Here is a 20,662-nt window from a genome sequence, read left to right as displayed (position 1 = left end):
CTTTTTGTTTATCCTGTGATCGTCGTTCCAGAGGCCCGCTGGCCCAGCATATGGAGCAGCAGGGAGTGCTCCACCCGGCCGTCCAAAATGGACACCTGGCCCACTCCGGCCCGAATGGCGTGGATGCAGCCCCGCACCTTGGGCACCATGCCCCCGGCGATGAGGCCCGTGTCGATGAGCTCCTCCGCCCGCTTGACGTCCATGTGGTCCACGGCGGTCTTGCTGTTGTGGCTGTCGATCAGGATGCCCCCCACGTCGGTGAGAAAAACCAGGCTCTCCGCCCCCAGAGCCTCGGCCACCGCCCGGGCGGCGTCGTCAGCGTTGCAGTTCAGGCCGTCGCCGTCTTCTCCCAGGGCGATGGGAGAGACCACGGGCACAAAATCCCCATCCAGCAGGGTGGTCAGCACTCTGGGGTCTACACGGGTGATGCTTCCCACCCGCCCCAGAGCCGGGTCCTTGACCACGGCGGTGATGAGCCCGCCGTCCTTGCCCGAAATGCCCACACCGGAGACCTCTAACCGGGCCAGGTCCCGGACGATGGCCTTGTTCACCTGGGCGGACAGGGCCATCTCCGCCGCCTCCAGGGCGGCCTCGTCAGTGACCCGGTAGCCGTTCTCAAAGCGGGTGGGCACCTGCAGCTTGTCCAGCAGGGCAGTAATGTGCTTTCCGCCCCCGTGGACCAGCACCACCCGCATACCCACCATCCGAAGGGCGGCCACATCTTGGAGGGTGGTGTCCAGGGCGGCCTCCGCCCCAATGGCGGAGCCACCGTACTTGACCACTACGGTCTTCCCCTCATGCCGATTCAGAATGGGCAGGATGGACAGCAGATTGCGTACCTTTTCCATGCCGTCCAGACCATGCTGGACATCGTACTCCCGCAGGAAAGCCTGGACATAATCCACGTCAGAGGGGGTGTCCACATACTCATTCCCCCGCTTCTGGCGGGTCTCCGCCCCCTTTCCAGTGATGAGCAGGACGGAGGGGACATGACAGCCCAGGACAGCCTGGCGGATAGCCTCCCCCCGGTTGGGCTCAATGGACCACTCGCAGTTCTGTCCGGCCACATAGGAGGCGATCTCCCGGCAGATGTCCAGGGTGTCCTCCTCTCCGCTGTCCTCCTCGGTGAGGACCACCAGATCGGAGTATTTGCCCGAAATCTCCCCCAGGTCCTTCCGCCGGTCCAGGGCCTTTTTCCCCGGACAGCCAAAGACGGTGACGATCCGCCGGCCGGGATATTCCGCCTGGACAGAGCGGAACAGCGTTTCGAAGCTCATTCGGTTGTGGGCATAGTCTACGATGGCGGTGACCGTTTCATCAGCATTAGAGTAAATCTCCATCCGGCCGGGGACCCGGGCCTTCATCAGCCCCACATAGACACACCGCTCCGGGATGTTCAGCGCCTCGCACACGGCGATGGCGGCCAGCGCGTTCTCCACGTTGAACAGGCCGGGCATAGTCAGCCGAAATTCCCGCAGATAGCGCCGGGTGCGGACCCGGAACAGAATGTCGTTCCCCCGCTTGCGGACCTGGGAGGCGTAGACATCCGCCTCCTGATCCTTCTGAGAAAAGGTGAACAAGGGCCTGCCCGCCGCCCGGGCCGCCTCTAGCACCCGGTCGGCGTAGTCGCAGTCCAGGTTGACGCAGTTGACAGCCCCTTGGGAAAAAATTTTCAGCTTGGAGGAGAAGTAGTCCTCAAAGTCCGGGTGCTCAATGGGTGAGATGTGGTCAAGGCCGATGTTGAGAAAGCAGGCGGCGGCGAACTCGGTACACAGAGTCCGGTGGTATTTCAGGGCCTGGCTGGATACCTCCATGGTGAGATACTCCATCCCCGCTTCCACCCCGTGGGCAAAGTGGCGTTGGAGCTCCAGCGGTTCGGGTGTGGTGAGGTGGGACTCGAACCGCTCCACCCCGTCATAGGTGTCAATGGAGGAGATGATGCCGCTCTCCGGCTTCTCCCGCTCGGCCATATACTCATCCAGGATATATTTCAAATAGTAGGCGGTAGAGGACTTCCCCTTGGTGCCCGTCAGGCCGATGACCTTCAGCTTTCCGGAGGGGTGGCCGTAGAACAGGTCGGCCAGGGGAGCGATGGCCGAGCGCATATCATGGACTTGAAGGCAGGGCAGGTCAGACTGGGGATAGGGGACCTGGCTCACATAGGCCAGCGCCCCTCTCTCCTGGGCCATTTCCAGAAATTCCGGCTTAAAGTGGGCTCCCTTGCAAAGAAACAGGGTACCGGGGACCACCTCTCGGGAGTCGTAAGACACCAGAGCCACCGGGGCGGTCTGGTCTATTTCCCTGGGAATGGGGGCGGCTAAGAGGCCGGAGCGATCCAGCAGGGCGATGTAGTCCTTCAGAATGTGCGCCATGATGAACACCTCGATTTCAGGGTTGAGAGGGAAGATATTGTGTTTGTCCCAGGCAAACCGATTTTAAGGCGTCCGGCAGGGCCGGACACAAAATCTCTATGCTTCACGCTATTTGATGAAGATGTGCCGCAGGGGCTTGCGGCAGGCCTGGACCGACCGCTCGGCCAGGACGGCCATGGCGTCTGTGTAGAAGGGAGGCAGGTGGTGCCTGTCGGCAAAGACGGACAGCTCGGTGCAGGCCAGCACGCCACAGTCGCAGCCCTGTTCCTCCAGGTCCCGGTGGATGGCGGCGAACTTCTGGGGGTCCCCGTCCCGACCGGACTTCACATCGTCGTAGATCAGGGACATGACCAGCTTCTGGGCCGGCGGCGTGGGTACTGTCGCCTGAATCCCCACAGCCTCAAATTCCTTTTGGTATAATCCGGACTGAATTGTACCATCCGTAGCGAGGATGCCAGGGCGCTTCAACCCCTGGGAGGCCAGCAGACGGGCGGTTTCCCGTATCATGTGGAGGATGGGCACCCCTACCTGCTCCTGCACCCTGTCCAAAAAGAAGTGCGAGGTGTTGCAGGGGACGGCGATGACGGTACAGCCCGCTCCCTCCAGCAGGCGCGCGTCGGCCAACAGCCGTTGAAAAACAGCCTCCCGTTCCCCCTCGCTGCCTAAAATAGCCTCGGTGCGGTCGGGCATCTGGCTGTCCGAGAGGATCAGGGCGTTGACGTGCTCCTGGTCACAGGAGGCCTCCGTCCGGTCAATGACAAATTGATAAAAGGTATTGGTTGCCTGGGGGCCCATTCCCCCCAGAACGCCTAAACGATATTCCATAAAATCACCATGGTGGGAAGAAGAACAGCAAAAAAGAGGAGCCGCAGGTCCTGTGCCGGTCAATCCTCCGCGGGTATCTTGTTATACTGGTCGAACCGCTTGATATTCCCCAGGTGGTTTTTCATCACCCGGAGCCGCCGCTTGAGAGAGCCATCCTTGTCGTAAACCAGGGAGTGGCTGTCCGCCCCGGCTTTAATGAGGGCCCGCATCTCCTGGTGGTACTGCTTTGGGGTGAATTTGAAGGCCACCTTCCGGGGAACCATGCGCCACAGGGAGCGGTTGCGGGTCATCTCAAAGGGCAGGTCCTTCCCCTCCACACGGTCCTGGACGACCATCTTGGCGATGTTGTGGCCCGCCCCGGTGACGTAGTAGTTGCTCCGCCCCTGGCGGCAGTTGATCTCAAAGGCCTTGTACTTCCCGTCCCGGCTGTCGTACTTGATGTCAAAGTTGGAGAAGCCGGTGAAGTGAAGGGCCTCCAGGAGAGTTTTGATTTTCAGCTCTAGGGCCTCGTCGCACTCAGTCAGGATGACGGCGTGGTTTCCGATGCCGTGGGGGGAGTGTTCCTCCAGCAGCACATGGCCCAGGCACATGGTGGTCACCCGACCGTTCCGGTCGGAGTAGCTGGTCAGCACCCGCATATAGCTGTCATCTCCGGGGATGAACTCCTGAAGGACCATGTGGTCCGGGTAGCCGGCGGCATATACATGGTCCAGAGCGGCCAGCAGCTCCTCCCAGCTCTGACAGATGTAGACCTTGGCCAAGGAGTGGTCCCCACAGGCCCAGTAGGCCACGCTGTCAGCGGGCTTGGCAATGTAGGGCGGACCCCAGGGGAGCTGAAAGTCGTGGCCCATGGACTTGTCGTAGATAAAGGTGGCCGGGTGATCGATGCCATGCTGGTCGCACAGGGCGTAAAACTTTTCCTTGTTGATGAGGGTGTCCAGCAGGTCTCCGTCAATGTAGGGGGCGATGACGTTGGCCGGCAGGCTGTCCTTACAGTGGGCGGCCAGCTGGACATAGCTGTCCCCGCAGCCCAGCAGGAGGACTTTTTTGTCCGGAAACTCCCTGGCTACCGCCTCTGTGTTCCGGCGGAAGGCCGCCTCGCTCTCGTTGTCGGGGCACACCCGGTAGTCGAGGATGGCGGAGCCGTGGCAGGGGAAGGAGGGATATTTGCCATAGGCCACGCTCCTTACCCCATAGGCCTCATGAAAGGCCCTGGCCACGGAGTACACGTTGATGTCCCCGCCAAAGAGGAGGGGCTGAAATTGTAAAGGATCGGACACTTGATAGGACTCCTTTTTCTCAAGAGTAAAGGGTAAAGAGGGGGCGTGCCAAAAGGCAGGTCAGCGGTACTCAATGACAAAGCCCCTGGCAAACAGAGGGTCCATCTCAAAGACCGCCAAATCCCCATAGGCGCATTTCATGTTGGTTACATCCAGAATAGTCTCGCTGGCGCCCACGGGGCCCAGCACCCGGGCGCGCTGCTCTCCGACGCGGACGGTGCGTCTCCGGCTCCGGCGCCACTGGGCCAGCAGGGCGGTCAGGCCGGACTGCCGGGGGCGCTCCACGCCAAAGCCGTTCTGATAGCCCACGGGTAGGACGGCCACTCGGGTAGGCTTTTTCAGCACAAGGGGCTTGTCCGCCCCGATGGTGTGGCCCCTGGGCAGCCAGCGGACCTCGGCCAGAGGGGCTTCCCCATAGCCAACGGTTCGCAATCCGTCGTCCCGGGTCCGTCGGCACCGCCCCAAAATAGCGGAGCCGGCCCGCACGCCGTCCAGCCGGGCGCTGTCGTCGTGGAGCAGAGAGAAGGAGCCGGCGGCATGGACCACTCCGGTCTCAAAGCCGGCGGCATGGATCGTGTCCAGCACCTGGTGGAACTGCTCCAGCTGCTGCTTGGCCTCCGGGTCGTTGGGCTGGGCGGCGTGGAGCTGAGTATAGATGCCAGATAGAGCCACATTGGGGAGAGAGCGATAGGCCAGCAGGATCTTCTCCGGCTCCCCCACCAGAAAGCCTCCAAAGCCCATCCCGGTGTCCACCTGAATGTGGGCCTCCACCACGGTGGAGCGGTTCTCCGCCAGCGCGTTCAGAGCCATCCCGGTGTCCACCGAAGAGATGGTGCACACCGCGTTTAGGTCCACCAGCCGCTCCAGCTCCTCCCGGTCAGTGGTGGAACGGAGCATCAGGATTTCCTCGTCCACAAAGCCGGCCTCGCGCAGCGCCTGGGCCTCGGACACTTCAGACACCGCAAAGTGGCCGATACCCTCGTCCCGGAGAAGCTGGGCCAGGGCCGCGATGCCGGCGCCCCCTCCGTCCCCAGACAGCACGCCATAGATCACCGCCCCGGCGGCCCGCTCCTTGATCACCGCCAGGTTGTTTTTGACCGCCGACTTTTCGATGACTAATTTACGCATATGGATGGCTCCCCTCTATCTCTCCAGGATATATCTTACCCATATTAACGCTTCATTTTACCACTATTTGAAATAAAAGGCAACGGATAGATGGCGCCTCCCCTTTCCCCTTTGGACCGATTTAGGCTTACCTAACAATTCGTTCGTCGAAATGACGAAGAGAGGCATATTCTCAGTTGATAACTGATACATAAGTCGGAATTTCCTTGTTATTATCGCTTTATTTCCATGCAATAAAAGGAAGGCCTATTTGGATGCATTTTATCCGGGGTATTCCAAATATCTGCACTATCAATGTCCTTGATATGTTTTGTGGTAAGATCAGAAATGGATATTGTTCTTCTGTGAACTACAGGGCTGTCCTCAAATTCATAGCAGTCCATCAGCCACACATGCCAGAGCTCTATAGAATCAGTATTTTGCAGCGCGTTTTTTATATATGCAATTATTTGCTTGGCTCTGCCATCGGTATAATTCCATTCCAGATAGACAGCGTTTCTCTTTTCGGTATAGTCCTCAACATCTGTAAAGGTGTACAGGCAATAGTTATCATCCGCGCCGCCATCATGTACTGTGCCATCATCAATATGTATATCCAATGGGTAATCCTGTGAAGGTTCTATTTCAGTCAAAGGATAGTCTGAAGCGATAAATGTACATACACTCATTGGAGATGCCCCCTTAAAATATTCCAATCTGTCCTTTTGGTTTAATTTATCACATTGTTTTGTTTGTATCAATGCTTGGTAAAATCGATGGAGTTAGACTCCATGCATTCAAAAGGAAAAAGGGATAATGGATCTCACCGGGACATCCCTATGGAGAAAAAGGAAGCGGACCTCTGTTGTACGGGGGAAGAAAGCGTGGTAAACTAAACAATACGGGCACGGCCAGACAGCGGCCCGCAGGATCGGAGGAACATCTATGAGAAAAGACATTATTATCCGGAGGGAAACAGAGGACGACCGGCCCAGGGTAGAGGAGATCGTCAGGCGGGCCTTTTATAACTTGTATATTCCCGGAGCCGCGGAGCACTACCTAGTCCACATCATGCGCTCCCACCCGGACTTTATTCAGGAGCTGGACCTAGTGCTGGAGCTGGAGGGACAGGTCATCGGAGCGATCATGTACACCAGAGCCCACTTGGTGGACGAGCGTGGGAAGGAGCGGGAGATCCTCACCTTTGGTCCGGTATGCGTTTTGCCGGAGTATCAGCGCATGGGGTACGGAAAGAGGCTGATGGAGGCATCCTTCCAAAAGGCGGTGGAGATGGGCTACGACACCATTGTAATCTTCGGCGCACCGGGCAACTATGTGAGCCGGGGCTTTAAGAGCTGCAAGAGGTACAACGTCTGCCTGGAGAACGGCTCCTTCCCGGCGGCCATGCTGGTAAAGGAGCTGGTCCCCGGCTCCCTGGACGGCAGGAAGTGGGTGTACCGCCAGAGTCCCGTCTTTGAGTTTAGCGAGGAGGAGGCCCTGGCCTATGACGACACCCTGGAGCCCCTGGAGAAAAAGGAACTGCCCTGCCAAGAGGAGTTCTATATCCTAAGCAGCGCGATGCTGCCGGAATAGACCGATATAAAAAAGCAGGCAGCTCGTCGAAAAAGTAGAAATACCCCAAATTTTGTGTAAGAGCCTCGCGGAGTTCCATCGTCCGCAGACGACAGAATGAAATTTGTTTTTCCGAGGATATGCGCCTGGAAAAAACACTTCTCAGCCTGCAAGTGTGCGAGCACAGCGAGTGCGACGCAGCAGGCTGCAGGTCTTCGAAAGAAATGTTTGCGTTTTGGAGAGGGCCTGTTGACTTTGTCGAAAGGCCTGAGAGGGGGCGCCAGATCGGCGCCCCCTCCTTCTTGTGTTTCCGCTCAATAAATGCTATAATATAATGATTCAGTATGTGCGCCCGAAACAGGGCGGCAAATACCCCTGTATCGGGAGGAACAACATGGAAAAGACCACTACGATCATCCCCCAGGGCGACGTAGAGCGCCAGCTTTGGTACTGCGAACAGGTCGCCGCCGTCACCGCCCAGTGGCCGGAGCGGCCTCTGGCCTTTGTGGACACCTATGGCTGCCAGCAGAACGAGGCGGACAGCGAGCGCATCCGGGGCTATCTGAAAAAGATGGGCTTCGGCTTTACGGACGACGAGGAGCGGGCCCGGATCATCGTCATCAACACCTGCGCCATCCGGGAACACGCCGAGCAGCGGGTGCTGGGCAACGTGGGCGCGCTGGTCCATGTGAAGCGCCGCCACCCGGAGCAGCTGATCTGCCTGTGCGGCTGTATGATGCAGGAGCCTCATGTGGCTGAAAAGATACGCCAGTCCTACCGCCATGTGGACCTGGTCTTTGGCCCTCACGCACTGTGGAAGTTTCCGGAGATGATCTACACCCTGCTGACCCAGCGGGGCCGCATCTTCTCCAACGCTGACGAGGCGGGTTCCATCGCTGAGGGCATTCCGGTAGTCCGCCAGGATAAGGTGAAGGCATGGGTGTCCATCATGTACGGGTGCAACAACTTCTGCTCCTACTGCATTGTGCCATATGTCAGGGGGCGGGAGCGGTCCCGGAGGCCGGAGGATATCCTCCAGGAAGTGGAGGAGCTGGCGCGGGAGGGCTATAAGGACATCACCCTGCTGGGTCAGAATGTGAACTCCTACGGCAAGGATTTGGAGGAGCCGATGGATTTCGCCGACCTGCTGGAGCGGGTCAACGCTATCCCTGGGGAGTTTCTCATCCGCTTCATGACCTCTCACCCCAAGGACGCCACCCACAAGCTGTTTGAAACCATGGCTCGGTGTGAGAAGGTGGCCCCCGTCCTCCACCTGCCCTTCCAGGCGGGAAATGACCGGGTGCTGAAGGTGATGAACCGGAGGCATACCAGAGAGCAGTATTTAGAAAAGATTCGGGACCTAAAGTCCCTGATCCCCGATATCGTACTGACCTCCGACATCATCGTGGGCTTCCCTGGGGAGACCACCGAGGAGTTTGAGGACACCTTGAAGGTGCTGGAGGAGGTCCGCTTTGACGCCCTGTTCACCTTCATTTTTTCCCCCCGGGTGGGGACCCCGGCGGCCAACATGGACGATCCCATGCCCCGGGAGGAGAAGCTGGCCAACTTCAACCGGCTGACCGCCCTTCAAGACGCCATCTCCGAGGAGAAGCACCGGGCCTATGTCGGCAGGACCGTGCGCTGTCTGCTGGACGGACTGTCCGACGACGAGCGGTACGACCTTACCGCCCGCACCCCCGGAAACCGCCTGGTCCGAGTGGTGGGCGGCAGGTCCGCCCTAGGCCAGTTCCGGGATGTGAAGATCACCGACGCCAACAAGTGGTCCCTGTTTGGGGAGCTGATTGAGTAGAGAGAGAAGAAAGTAGGTGCCCCCTATGCCGGCAGAAACCACCCCCATGATGCAGCAATACCTGGATATCAAGGCCCAGAACCCGGACTCCATCCTATTTTTCCGGCTGGGCGACTTCTACGAGATGTTCAACGAGGACGCCAAACTGGTGTCCAAGGAGCTGGACCTGACGCTGACCACCCGGGACCGGAACAAGCCCCCGGAGGAGCGCACCCCCATGTGCGGGGTCCCCTATCACTCCTGTGACAGCTATATCGCCCGGCTCATCGCCAAGGGCTACAAGGTGGCCATCTGCGAGCAGACCGAGGACCCGGCTCTGGCCAAGGGCCTGGTAGACCGAGAGATCATCCGGGTTATCACTCCGGGCACCGTCATCGCCTCCTCCATGCTGGAGGAGGGGAAAAACAACTACATCTGCGCCGTCTACGCCGACTCGGCCGCCTTTGGCCTGTGCCTGTGCGACATCTCCACCGGCGAGGTGTACGCCACCTCTTTCCCCGCCGGAGCGGAGGCCCTGGACCACCTGGAGAACGAGCTGGGTAGATTTCACCCCGCCGAGGCGGTGCTGTCCGACGGGGCGTTTCAGCTTGACGGCCTGGTTCCCTTCCTGCGGGAGCGGCTGGACTGCCCCTGTGAGAACGGTGGGGAGGCCAGGTTCCGCCTGGACGCCGCCCGTCCCCTGGTGGAAAAGCAGTTTAAGGCCGGGCTGGACACCCTGCCTCGGGGGGACGAGGGGGCGGTCCAGGCCGCCGGCGGCCTGCTGACCTATCTCTACGAGACCCAGAAGACAGACCTGTCCCACATCGCCAACTTTACCTACTACACCGCCGAGCAGTTCATGGAGCTGGACCTGACCGCCCGGCAGACCCTGGAGCTCACCTCCACCCTCCGGTCCAAGGACAAGAAGGGCTCCCTGCTGTGGGTGCTGGACAAGACAAAGACCGCTATGGGCGGCCGCCTGCTCCGGGGCTGGATGGAGCGGCCCCTCCTCTCCCCAGTCCAGATCGGCCGGCGGCAGCAGGCCGTGTCCGACCTGGTGGAGGACATCATCACCCGGGAGGAGCTGGCCCTCACCCTGCGGGAAGTCACCGACCTGGAGCGGCTCATCGGCCGGGTGGTCTATGGCTCCGCCGGCGGGAGGGACCTGGTGGCCCTGTCGGGCGGCCTGGCCCGACTGCCCCGTATTCGGGAACTGCTGGGCCACTGTCCCTCCGCCCTGCTCCAGTCCCTCCGGGAGGAGCTGGACGACCTGCCCGAGGTCCGGGACCTGCTGGACCGGGCCCTGGTGGACGAGCCCCCCTTCTCCGTCCGGGAGGGCGGCTTTATCCGGGATGGCTATGATCCGGAGGTGGACGAGCAGCGCAACCTGCTGGAGCACTCCGCCGAGCTGCTGGCCCAGCTGGAGGCCCGGACCAAGGAGCAGACGGGCATCAAGAACATGAAGATCAAGAGCAACAAGGTCTTTGGCTATTACATCGAGGTGGCCAAGTCCCAGATCGACCTGGTGCCCCCTGAGTGGGCCCGGAAGCAGACTACGGTGAACGCCGAGCGGTACATCTCCCAGGAGCTGAAGGAGCTGGAGCACGCCATCCTGTCCGCCCAGGATAAGGTGACTGCCCTGGAGTACCAGATCTTCTGCCAATTAAAGGGGGCCGTGTGCGCCCAGGTCTACCGGGTGCAGAAGTCCGCCGCCGCCGTGGCCCAGGTGGACGTGCTCAACTCCTTCGCTGCTGTGGCCGCCGCCAACGGCTACTGTATGCCTCAGGTGGACGCCTCCAACTCTCTGACCATTGTGGAGGGCCGCCACCCCGTTGTGGAAAAGGTGTTGAAAAATGCCCTCTTTGTCCCCAACGATACCCACATGGACTGCGGCCAGGATATGTGCGCCATCATTACCGGCCCGAACATGGCGGGCAAGTCCACCTATATGCGCCAGGTGGCCCTCATTGTCCTCATGGCCCAGATGGGCTCCTTCGTCCCAGCCAAGTCGGCCCATATTGGGGTGGTGGACCGGGTGTTTACCCGCATCGGAGCCAGCGACGACCTGTCCGCCGGCCAGTCCACCTTTATGGTAGAGATGACCGAGGTGGCCGCCCTGCTGAAAAACGCCACCCGGCGATCCCTGCTGATCCTGGACGAGATTGGCCGGGGCACCTCCACCTATGACGGCATGGCCATCGCCCGGGCGGTGCTGGAGCACTGCGCCGACCCCAGGCGGCTGGGGGCCAAGACCCTGTTCGCCACCCACTACCATGAGCTTACTGCTCTGGAGGGCCAGATCCCAGGGGTGAAGAATTACAACATCGCCGCCAAGAAAAAGGGCTCTGACGTCATCTTTCTGCGGAAGATCGTCCGGGGCGGGGCCGATCAGAGCTACGGCGTGGAGGTGGCCAAGCTGGCCGGGGTGCCCGACCGGGTGGTGCGCCGGGCCAGGGAGATTCTGGAGGAATTGGAGGCAGGAGTACCCCAGCCCGCTGCCGGGACACAGCCATCGGTTGAGGAGCAGATCTCCCTGGGCGACCTGGGGGGCCAGACCGTGCTGAAGAAGCTGCGGATGACCGATGTGAACGTCCTCTCCCCCATCGAGGCGCTGAATCTGTTGGCCGAGCTGAAGCAGGATCTGGCCCAGTGAGGGGAGCGCCATGGACCGCCGCTATATCGACCGTATCTACTTAAATCAGCCTGTCCCGGCGGACAGCTATCTTGCCGCCCTCCCGGCCGTCCGGGCCCTGGGGGGCCGGGACCACCCCCTGACCTTCCCCGCTCCCGTCACCTTTTTGGTGGGGGAGAACGGCACGGGCAAATCCACTCTGTTGGAGGCCATTGCGGTGGCCTGTGGCTTCAACGCCGAGGGAGGCACCCGAAATTTCAGCTTTTCCACCCGTGACACCCACTCTCCCCTGCACCGCTATCTGACGGTGGGGCGAAGGAGCTACCCACGGGACGGCTTTTTTCTTCGGGCGGAGAGCTTCTATAACGTGGCTACCAACATCGATGAGATGGACGAGGAGCCGGGGCCGGGCGGACGGGTCATTGACAGCTACGGCGGGGTGTCCCTCCACCGGCAGTCCCACGGGGAGAGCTTCCTCTCCCTGGTGGAGCACCGCTTTGGCGGCCAGGGCCTATACCTGCTGGACGAGCCGGAGGCCGCCCTCTCCCCTGCCCGGCTGATGACTCTGCTGGTCCACATCCGCCATCTGGTGGGACGGGACTCCCAGTTTCTCATCGCCACCCATTCCCCGATCCTGATGGCTTACCCCGGCGCCTGTATCTATCAGTTGTCAGAAACAGGGATCTCCCAGGTGAACTATCGAGATACAGAGCACTATCAGCTGACACGGCGGTTTCTGGAGGCCCCGGAGCGGATGATGGAGCTGCTGTTTCAAGAGGAGGGCTGACCATTTCCCGGAAGGTCGCCATGGAAAGCGGCCCCTCCGCCCCACAGCTTAGAACAGAAAAAGAGGTATATCATGCCAAATATCCAAGTGTTAGACCCCCATGTTGCCGACCTGATCGCCGCCGGTGAAGTCGTAGAGCGGCCCGCCAGCGTGGCCAAGGAGCTGATGGAGAACGCCATCGACGCTGGGGCTTCCGCCATCACGGTGGAGATCTCCCACGGAGGAATGACCTTCCTCCGGGTGACGGACGACGGGAAGGGCATCCCCGCCGGGGAGCTGAAAACCGCCTTCCTCCGCCACGCCACCAGCAAGCTGCGCACTGAGTATGACCTGGAGGCCATCGGAACCCTGGGCTTCCGGGGGGAGGCTCTGGCCGCCATCTCCGCCGTGTCCCGTGTGGAGGTGATGACCCGGACAGCGGACGCCCCTCTGGGGGCCTCCCTGGCCCTGGAGGGCGGAGTACCGGGACAGGTGGAGGAGGCGGGCTGCCCCCTGGGCACCACCATGGTGGTGCGGGACCTGTTCTACAACACCCCCGCCCGGCTGAAATTCATGAAAAAGGACGCCGCCGAGGGGGCGGCCGTCTTTGCCGTGGTCCAGCGGGCGGCCCTGTCCCACCCGGAGGTGAGTGTGAAATTTATCAGGGACGGCAAGCAGGAGCTGCTCACCCCCGGTGACGGACAGCTCCAGTCCGCCGTCTATTCCGTCCTGGGCCGGGAGCTGGCACTGGGCTTCCGCCCGGTGAAGTCCAGCGGCGAGGATATGACTGTGACCGGCTTCGTGTCCATGCCCGCCTGCTGCCGGGGCAGCCGGAGCTGGCAGTTCTTTTTCGTCAACGGCCGCCAGGTGAAAAGCCCGCTGATGGCCGCCGCCCTGGAGCAGGCATATCAAAACCAGAAGATGGTGGGCAAATTTCCAGGCTGTGTCCTCCATCTGGAGTTGAGGCTGTCCGCTGTGGATGTGAACGTCCACCCCGCCAAGACCGAGGTGAAGTTCGGCCAGGAGCGCCAGGTATTTTCCGCCATATACCACGCGGTCCTCTCCGCCCTGGAGCGCGACCGCTCCCACCCCCAGGTGGAGCTGAAAAACACCGTCCTGGCCGGGGTGAGGCCCCAGGATACGGTTACGCCGAACCAGACCCGGCTCGGAGGTCCGTCCTGGGCGGCGGAGGGACGGCAGGGGGAAAGGCCCCCCGTCCCACCCCAGCCCCCCCGCCGGGAGAGCGTCCCGTCCGGCGTGGTCCAGGTCCATGACACCAGCTACCAGGGTCGACCGGCCGCCCCCGCCGGAGAGAGGAAGCCCGTTGGGCGCTTCAGCCCCAGCCCTCTGGCCGCCGTCCTGACCCCGGCCGCCCCGGCGAGGCGGGAGGAGGCGCCCGGCCGTGCCACAGGGAGCCCCATTCCGCCAAAGGGCGATTCCACCGGGCAGGGGGAGCTGCCCCGTAGGAATCAGGAGGCTCCGCCGCAAGTGACGGTGGCGGAGGAGCGGCCTGGTCAAGAGCGGGACGCCTCCGCCGGGGACACCCCCCTTATCCCCCAGGAGGAGGGCTGGCGCTTGGCCGGGGAGGTGCTCAACACCTATATCATCGTGGAGCGGGGGGACACGGTGTATTTGATCGACAAGCACGCCGCCCATGAGCGGATGAACTTTGACCGGATGAAGGCGTCGGGCTATGACCCCATGGCCCAAAGCCTGCTGGCCCCCGCCATCTGCCGCCTGTCCGCCCAGGAGCGGGAGGTCCTGCTGGCCCACGGGGCGCTGCTGGAGGAGTTCGGCTTTGAGGTGGACCAGCTGGGGCAGGACCTGGCGGTCCGTCAGGCCCCCTTTGACGTGGCGGTGGAGGATATCCCCGCCACCCTGGAGGAGATCGCCCAAAAGCTGCTGACTACGGGCGGGGCGGACCCCGCCGCCGCCCGGGATGAGCTGCTCCACACCATGGCCTGCAAGGCGGCCATCAAGGGGGGCTGGAAGACCAGTCCTCAGGAGCTGGAGCGGGTGGCCCAGGCGGTCATGGAGGGCAGCGTAAAATATTGTCCTCACGGTCGGCCGGTAGCCATCGAGCTGACGAAAAAGGAATTGGAAAAACAGTTTAAAAGAGCCTGATAGGGCAATATTTTACAGGCGCAGCCGCCGCAGGGGGGAATCTATTTTCCCCGAGGAGAAATCAAAAAAGGGCTCCCGGCGTGGAAGCCCCCTTTCCATAAGGAAACGGAGCGTCGAAAAGCGAGGGGCGGCAGACCGCCCCCGGTGGTTGGAGGTGAAGATCCATGGCGATCGAATGGAATCGGTATCTGGCCCGCTACCAGCAGGAGCGGGGCGGCTATTTCTTCGGCAACGGAGACTCCTGCTGGGACGGATATCTGGTACTGGCGGAGGGGGAAAAGACCCCCCTTCTGGTCTGGTTTGACACGGAATTCACCGGAGGGAGCAGCAGAGACGTGCTGAGGGCCCGGACCATGGTGTGGCTGGATGGGGAGTATACGTTACACATCCGGGCCAAGAGCGTGGTGGGGGCGGGGGTTCAGAACGTGATGGGTCTCGTGGGCGGAGATATGGAGTTTGGATATCCTGAGGCCACCCGTGGCCGGATCATCACCACCAACAGCCCCGCCTTTACCAAGCTGGTGCTGGGAGATCTGGCCCTCCGCAACGCTTTGGCTATGCGGGAAAAAGATTCCATCCAGGTGGGAGAGGCCCCCCAGAGCGGGGGCTGGCATAGGATAGAAGTCAATGCCGGCGATGTGTTCGGCACAATAGGGGGCGCCTCCCCCTGGATCAATGAGGCTATGGCCGCTGATACCCTCTATATGGACCCGGAGGACAAGGAAGCCCTTTTACAGGCGGGCAGCAGGTGCTTTAATACTCAAATGGACGGGTTTTTAGGGCTCCTCCGGGCGGCACGGGACGGGGTGACCATGTGGCCTATGCCCAAGACAACGTAACTGACAGCGGAGGTGGCTCTTATGCCCCCAAAAATCTTAGTCATCAGCGGCCCCACCGCCTCCGGCAAGACAAAGCTGGCGGTGGCGCTGGCCAAGGCCCGGGGCGGCGAGGTGGTGTCCGCCGACTCCATGCAGATCTACCGCCGCATGGACATCGGCACCGCCAAGCCCACCCATGAGGAGATGGAGGGTGTGCCCCACCATATGCTGGATGTGGCCGAGCCGGAAGAAAACTTCTCTGTGGCCCGGTATGTGGACATGGCCGCCCGCTGTGTGGACGACATTCTCGCCCGGGGCGGTCTGCCCATCGTGGCCGGAGGGACCGGACTGTATATCGACTCCCTGCTTTCCGGGCGGACCTTCGCCCACTTTGACCCGGACAGCGCCCTCCGTGCCCAACTGGAGGAGCGGGTCCGGCGGGAGGGGGGCCAGGCCCTGCTGGACGAGCTGGCCAGGGCGGACCCGGATACCGCCGCCCGCCTCCACCCCAACGATGAGAAGCGGATCGTCCGTGCCCTGGAGGTCTATCTGTCCACGGGAAAGACCATCACCCAGCACAACAGGGAGACCCTGGCCCTGCCCCCCCGCTATGACGCCCTGACCATCACCCTGGCCTTTCAGCGCCGGGAGGATATGTGGGCCCGCATCGACCGCCGGGTGGACGAAATGATGGAACGGGGGCTGGCACAGGAGGTCCGCTCCCTGCTGGACAGCGGCGTGCCGGAGAAGTGCACTGCCATGCAGGCCATCGGCTATAAGGAGATGGCCGCCGCCCTGCGGGGAGACGGGGATGTGGACCGGGCCGCGAGGGAGATCCAGCTGCGCTCCCGTCAGTACGCCAAGCGGCAGCTCACCTGGTTCCGCCGGAACGGGGCGGCCAAATGGATCACCTGGGACTCTGAGCCAAATTTTGCCCAGGCCCTCCAGGTTTCGACAGGATATCTGGAAGATTTTGGTATATAGTGGAAGCACTCAAGGGTGGAAAACAAATCTGATTTCCCCCTTAAAGAAAAAAGGAGTGCTACATATCATGCAGAAAACCAACAACCTTCAAGAAATCTTCCTGACCCAGGTCCGCCGGGACCGCCGGCCCGTCACCATGTTTTTGATGAACGGCTTTCAGATGCGGGGCTATGTCACCGGATTTGACGCCTTTACTGTAGTGCTGACCAGCGATGGCAAGCAGCAGATCATTTATAAACACGCCATTTCCACCATCGTTCCGGAGCGGCCGGTGCCCCTGTGCGAGCCCGGGGAGGGAGACTAATCTGCTGCTTGCCGCGGGAGCGCCAGCGACCCGCGCGAAGCGCGTAAAATTGCCGGCCGAGCCGGCAATTTCCGGAGGGGCAATTCATTTGCCCCGAGGATATAAAAAAACGGGACCCCATGGGGGCTTGCCCCCCCATGGGAAAAGCAGCAGATCATTTATAAACACGCCATTTCCACCATCGTCCCGGAGCGGCCGGTGCCCCTGTGCGATCCGGGGGAGCTGGAATGACCACCGCCTGTCCCAAGGGCGGTCTAGTGGCTCCAGGGCTGTGAATTGCGGGTCCTCCGGGGTTCCGCCGGGGCAGGCACGCTGTACAGAAAGAGAGAATACCCATGAAGCAAGGACAATCTGTCATCACACTGGTGATGGTCCTCATCGCCGGGGCGCTGGCCATCTACTTTGGCTACTACGTCTTTGACACCTTGAACGACCCCTTCACCACCACTCTGGCCTACTCCTACACGGTCAACGACAGCGTGGAGGCCGATGGCCTGCTGGTCCGTGAGGAGAAGGCGCTGTCCGGTCAGGCCGGCATCCTGGACGTGACCCGGACCGAGGGAGAGAAGGTGGGCGTGGGCCAGACCGTGGCTCTTATCTACCGGGACAGCCAGGCCCAGGCCGACCAGGCCGAACTGGACAGGCTGTCCATGGAGATCGAGCTGCTCCAATATGCCGCCGCCCAGAGCGGCGATGTGGAGTCGGCCGCCCGGCTGGATGAGGATATCCTCCAGTCCGTGGTATCTCTGCGGGCCTCTACGGCCCTGGGGGACTACGCCGATCTGGAGGATCAGGTGCGGGAGGTAAAGAGCGGCGTCCTGAAGCGGGGCTATACCTACGGCGACGGCCTCACCTCCGCCGATTTGACGGCCCAGCTCCAGAGCCTGAAGAGCCAGCGTTCCGCCCTGTACAAGCAGTCTTCCGGGGCCACGACCCGGATCACCGCCGACCGGTCCGGCGTGTTCTCCAGCCTGGTGGACGGCTATGAGAGCTTGCTGACTCCGGAAACGGTGTTCCAGCTCACCCCCTCCTCCCTGGCCGCCATGATGGACAGCCAGAGCGCCGACGAAGGCGCGGTGGGCAAGCTTATCACCTCCGACCGGTGGTACTTTGCCGCCAGCCTGCCCAACGAGGCGGCGGAGCGGCTGCGGGAGGGGGGAACGGCCCTCCTCCGGTTTACCGGGGACTTCTCCCAGGACGTGGACATGCGGGTGGAGCAGGTGGGTCCCACAGAGGGAGAGGTGACCCTGGTGGTCTTTTCCTCGGACCGGTATCTGGCCCGTACCACTCTGCTGCGCCATCAGACGGCAGAGCTGATTTTTGAGAGCTTCTCCGGCCTGCGGGTGCCCAAGGAGGCAGTCCGTATGATAAAATCTACCCAGAAAGATGAGGAGACCGGCGAGGAGCGGGAGGTCAGCAAGCTGGGCGTCTATGTGCTGGTGGCCGGCCGGGCGGAGTTTAAGGGCATCCAGGTGGTGACGGAGGGCGGCGACTACTATGTGGTCAAGCCTACTTCCACCAGCAGCGATGCCCTGCGGGCCGGGGACGAGGTCATCACCCAGGCCATCGGACTGTTTGACGGCCAACTGCTTCAATTCTAGAGAGGATTAAAAGGGGAAGATCCCTTGAGATAGAGAGAAGGTCATATTTTATGGAGCTGGCACAAAATATTCAGGCGGTGCGGGCAAAAATCGCCCAGGCGGCGGCTGACGCCGGCCGGACGCCGGGTGAGATCACCCTGTGCGCCGCCACCAAGGTACAGACGGACGAAACCATCCGGGCGGCCATTGCCGCCGGGGTCCAGGTGTGCGGGGAAAACCGGGTTCAAGAGCTGACCGCCCACCTGGAGGCCGGGGCCTATGAGGGGGCCGGGGTCCACTTTATCGGCCACCTCCAGACCAACAAGGTCAAGCAGGTGGTGGGAAAGGTGGAGCTCATCCATTCGGTGGACTCGGAGCGCCTACTCCGGGCCATCCACAGCCAGGCGGAGAAGTTGGGCATCGTCCAGGACATCTTGCTGGAGGTCAATATCGCCGGCGAGGAGAGCAAGGGAGGCTGCTCCCCCCAGGAGGCGGAGGAGCTGGCCCGGCTGACGGCCCAGCTTCCCCATGTCCGGCTCCGGGGCCTGATGGCTATTCCTCCGGTCTCGCTGGAAATTGGTTCCAACCGGCCATATTTTCAGGCCATGCGACAGCTTTTTGTTGACATAAAGGAGAAAATGTCGGATAATCAAGCTAGTATAGACTGTCTGTCCATGGGGATGAGCGGCGACTACGCCGACGCCATCGCCGAGGGATCTACTCTTGTCCGGGTGGGCACCGCCCTGTTTGGGCCCCGGCCTCCCATGGGCACGCCCCGGACGGACATACACAAATGACGCGCTGAAGAAAAGAGGAACGTGTGATGGGACTTTTTGACGAATTTAAGCGTTTGGCCCACCCCTATGAGGACGAGGAGCCCGACGACGACTTTGATGGCTTTGACGACTTCGACGCCCCCGCCCCACGGGCAGAGCGCCGGGAGCGGCCCGAGCGGTTGGAGCGGTCCTCCCGGAATGTGGACACCCTGTACGGCTCCTCCCAGGAGGAGGAGCGCCGGAGCAACAAGGTGGTCAACATCCGGGCGGCGACCCAGCTCCAGGTGGTGCTGGTCAAACCGGAGAAGTTTGAGGACGCCTCCGCCATCGCCGACCATCTGCGGGAGAAGCGAACGGTGGTGCTGAACCTGGAGTCCACCAACAAGGAGATCGCCCGCCGCCTGCTGGACTTCCTGTCCGGCGTGGCCTACGCCAACGAGGGCAAGATCAAAAAGGTGGCCATCTCCACCTATATCATCACCCCTTACAACGTGGATATCCTGGGCGACCTGATCGACGAACTGGAGAACAACGGGCTATATTTCTGAGATCGCCGCCCAAGCCCCGTCACGGATGGGGCGGCGCGGCAAGCGCCGTAAATTGGAAGGGCCGGCATACCCGTCGGCCCGCTTCCCTTTTGGCAGTAGAAAGATTTTAGGAGGGATCACACTATGCTTACGCCCCAGGAAGTGTCTGAGCGCGCCTTTCAAAAGGCCACCTTCAACGGCTACAATATGTCCCAGGTGGACGAATTTTTGGATATTCTGACGGCGGATTACTCCGCCCTGTACAGCGAGAACGCCGTGCTGAAAAGCAAGATGAAGGTGTTGGCCGACAAGGTGGAGGAGTACCGGGCCACCGAGGACGCCATGCGGCAGGCCTTTATGATTGCCCAGCGCCGGGCGGATGATCTGGTCCGGGAGGCGGAGCAGAAGCGTGCCGCCCTGATCCACGAGGCGGAGGGCGAAGCGCGCCAGCGTATGGAGAGCATTACCAAGGAGGTGGAGGCGGAGGAGTTCCGGCTTCAGCAGGCCAAGAACGCCACCGCCGCCTTTGTGGATAAGCTGCGGGCCATCCACGCCAAGCAGGAGGAATTTTTGGACCAGCTGGGCGAGATGTGTCCCGACGCCCAGCCCCAGCCGGCCCCTGATCCGGTGGAGGAAACGGTGTCCGAGATAGACGACAATGTTCAGCGATTGCTGAACCAGGCCATGCTGGAGGCCACGGCGGAGAATTTGAAGGCCCGCCAGGAGGCGGAGGAGGAGCCTGAGGATCTGGAGGATACCGCCGAGTTTGGCCCCGTGTCGGGCGGCGAGGCGGAGGACGAAGATGAGGAGGATCTGCCCCCAGTCCGGGGCAGCCGCATTAACTTCGGTGAGCTCCAGTTCGGCCGAGACTATGAGATCAAATGAAGAGAGCCGGACTTGTCCGGTGTGAAATAAGCGGCCTCTCAACCGATTTCCGGCTGAGAGGCCGCTTCACGCTGTCCATCTTCCGCGCCGCCGCGGAGGAGGGTAAAGATGGGCTCCTCCTGAGGCGGGGTCCCCCCCGCCGCCTGCCATCCAGCGGCAAAGGCCAGACGGGCCAGGGTGAACATCTGGTTCGCCGCCTCGTCATAGTCCCTCCGCTCTAAAAAGCAGGAGAAGGCGGCTTCAAAATCATTGGAATACATATGCATCACCTCTTGATAGACATGATACTACATTATTTGACATTAATCAACATGAATTAAT

At 61.5% G+C, this 20,662-nt stretch carries 18 protein-coding genes and 1 pseudogene; 13 read left to right on the top strand and 6 right to left on the bottom strand.

The features are described 5' to 3' along the window. Positions 1-8 precede the first annotated feature (8 nt). The 5 genes from argB to H8S11_RS09440 form a co-directional block, all read right to left on the bottom strand. Positions 9-2,372: an acetylglutamate kinase gene (gene argB, locus H8S11_RS09460; RefSeq protein WP_207721965.1), complete on the bottom strand. Its 2,364-nt coding sequence runs from the start codon at positions 2,370-2,372 to the stop codon at positions 9-11. Between the two features lie 108 nt (positions 2,373-2,480). Then, entirely contained in the window at positions 2,481-3,197 is a 717-nt protein-coding gene (gene cuyB, locus H8S11_RS09455) for a cysteate racemase (RefSeq protein WP_147572493.1), read from the bottom strand. 59 nt (positions 3,198-3,256) lie between these two features. Beyond that, a complete protein-coding gene (locus tag H8S11_RS09450; RefSeq protein WP_186852940.1) occupies positions 3,257-4,477 on the bottom strand; it encodes a carboxylate--amine ligase in 1,221 nt (406 codons plus the stop codon). Positions 4,478-4,537: 60 nt separating this feature from the next. Then, on the bottom strand, positions 4,538-5,605 hold the full coding sequence (locus H8S11_RS09445; protein ID WP_147572491.1) for an alanine racemase: 1,068 nt from the start codon (positions 5,603-5,605) through the stop codon (positions 4,538-4,540). 212 nt (positions 5,606-5,817) lie between these two features. Further along, positions 5,818-6,273, bottom strand: coding sequence for a hypothetical protein (locus H8S11_RS09440; protein ID WP_186852939.1), 456 nt, complete (start codon positions 6,271-6,273; stop codon positions 5,818-5,820). A 256-nt stretch (positions 6,274-6,529) separates the two neighbouring features. Between H8S11_RS09440 and H8S11_RS09435 the strand changes: the two genes are divergently transcribed. The 13 genes and pseudogenes from H8S11_RS09435 to H8S11_RS09375 all read left to right on the top strand — a co-directional run bounded on the left by H8S11_RS09435 (position 6,530) and on the right by H8S11_RS09375 (position 20,341). After that, positions 6,530-7,177 (top strand): GNAT family N-acetyltransferase, encoded by a 648-nt coding sequence (locus H8S11_RS09435; protein ID WP_186852938.1) that lies wholly within the window; start codon positions 6,530-6,532, stop codon positions 7,175-7,177. 373 nt (positions 7,178-7,550) lie between these two features. Continuing rightward, the gene (miaB, locus tag H8S11_RS09430) at positions 7,551-8,966 is read left to right on the top strand and encodes a tRNA (N6-isopentenyl adenosine(37)-C2)-methylthiotransferase MiaB (protein ID WP_147572488.1); all 1,416 of its coding nucleotides are present in this window, start codon (positions 7,551-7,553) and stop codon (positions 8,964-8,966) included. A 25-nt stretch (positions 8,967-8,991) separates the two neighbouring features. Further along, positions 8,992-11,598 carry a DNA mismatch repair protein MutS gene (mutS, locus tag H8S11_RS09425; RefSeq protein ID WP_186852937.1) on the top strand — a complete coding sequence of 869 codons (2,607 nt, stop codon included), beginning with the start codon at positions 8,992-8,994 and terminating at the stop codon, positions 11,596-11,598. Between the two features lie 10 nt (positions 11,599-11,608). Further along, positions 11,609-12,364, top strand: a complete 756-nt coding sequence (locus H8S11_RS09420) for an AAA family ATPase (protein WP_186852936.1) — start codon at positions 11,609-11,611, stop codon at positions 12,362-12,364. Positions 12,365-12,436: 72 nt separating this feature from the next. Continuing rightward, complete coding sequence (gene mutL, locus H8S11_RS09415) at positions 12,437-14,467, top strand: DNA mismatch repair endonuclease MutL (protein WP_186852935.1); 2,031 nt, start codon at positions 12,437-12,439, stop codon at positions 14,465-14,467. A gap of 164 nt (positions 14,468-14,631) precedes the next feature. Then, a complete protein-coding gene (locus H8S11_RS09410) occupies positions 14,632-15,306 on the top strand; it encodes a hypothetical protein (RefSeq protein WP_186852934.1) in 675 nt (224 codons plus the stop codon). A 21-nt stretch (positions 15,307-15,327) separates the two neighbouring features. Beyond that, positions 15,328-16,269, top strand: coding sequence for a tRNA (adenosine(37)-N6)-dimethylallyltransferase MiaA (gene miaA, locus H8S11_RS09405; protein WP_147572481.1), 942 nt, complete (start codon positions 15,328-15,330; stop codon positions 16,267-16,269). Positions 16,270-16,336: 67 nt separating this feature from the next. Further along, positions 16,337-16,573, top strand: a complete 237-nt coding sequence (gene hfq / locus H8S11_RS09400; protein WP_147572480.1) for an RNA chaperone Hfq — start codon at positions 16,337-16,339, stop codon at positions 16,571-16,573. A gap of 144 nt (positions 16,574-16,717) precedes the next feature. Beyond that, positions 16,718-16,804, top strand: a pseudogene (locus H8S11_RS14260) (RNA chaperone Hfq); the annotation flags it as partial. A 104-nt stretch (positions 16,805-16,908) separates the two neighbouring features. After that, complete coding sequence (locus H8S11_RS09390) at positions 16,909-18,174, top strand: biotin/lipoyl attachment domain-containing protein (RefSeq protein ID WP_147572478.1); 1,266 nt, start codon at positions 16,909-16,911, stop codon at positions 18,172-18,174. Between the two features lie 50 nt (positions 18,175-18,224). After that, positions 18,225-18,950, top strand: coding sequence for a YggS family pyridoxal phosphate-dependent enzyme (locus H8S11_RS09385; protein WP_186852933.1), 726 nt, complete (start codon positions 18,225-18,227; stop codon positions 18,948-18,950). 26 nt (positions 18,951-18,976) lie between these two features. Next, the gene (locus H8S11_RS09380; protein WP_147572476.1) at positions 18,977-19,477 is read left to right on the top strand and encodes a cell division protein SepF; all 501 of its coding nucleotides are present in this window, start codon (positions 18,977-18,979) and stop codon (positions 19,475-19,477) included. Between the two features lie 123 nt (positions 19,478-19,600). Further along, positions 19,601-20,341 carry a DivIVA domain-containing protein gene (locus H8S11_RS09375; RefSeq protein ID WP_147572475.1) on the top strand — a complete coding sequence of 247 codons (741 nt, stop codon included), beginning with the start codon at positions 19,601-19,603 and terminating at the stop codon, positions 20,339-20,341. Between the two features lie 38 nt (positions 20,342-20,379). Here the strand turns inward: H8S11_RS09375 and H8S11_RS09370 are convergent, their stop codons facing one another. Then, entirely contained in the window at positions 20,380-20,601 is a 222-nt protein-coding gene (locus H8S11_RS09370) for a hypothetical protein (RefSeq protein WP_147572474.1), read from the bottom strand. Between the last annotated feature and the right edge of the window lie 61 nt (positions 20,602-20,662).

Origin of the sequence: Flintibacter hominis (genome assembly GCF_014287965.1) — a bacterium.
GTDB lineage: Bacteria > Bacillota > Clostridia > Oscillospirales > Oscillospiraceae > Lawsonibacter > Lawsonibacter aceti.
The sequence above is the reverse complement of the archived record's forward strand: the minus strand, read 5'-3'. Positions and strand labels throughout refer to the sequence as shown.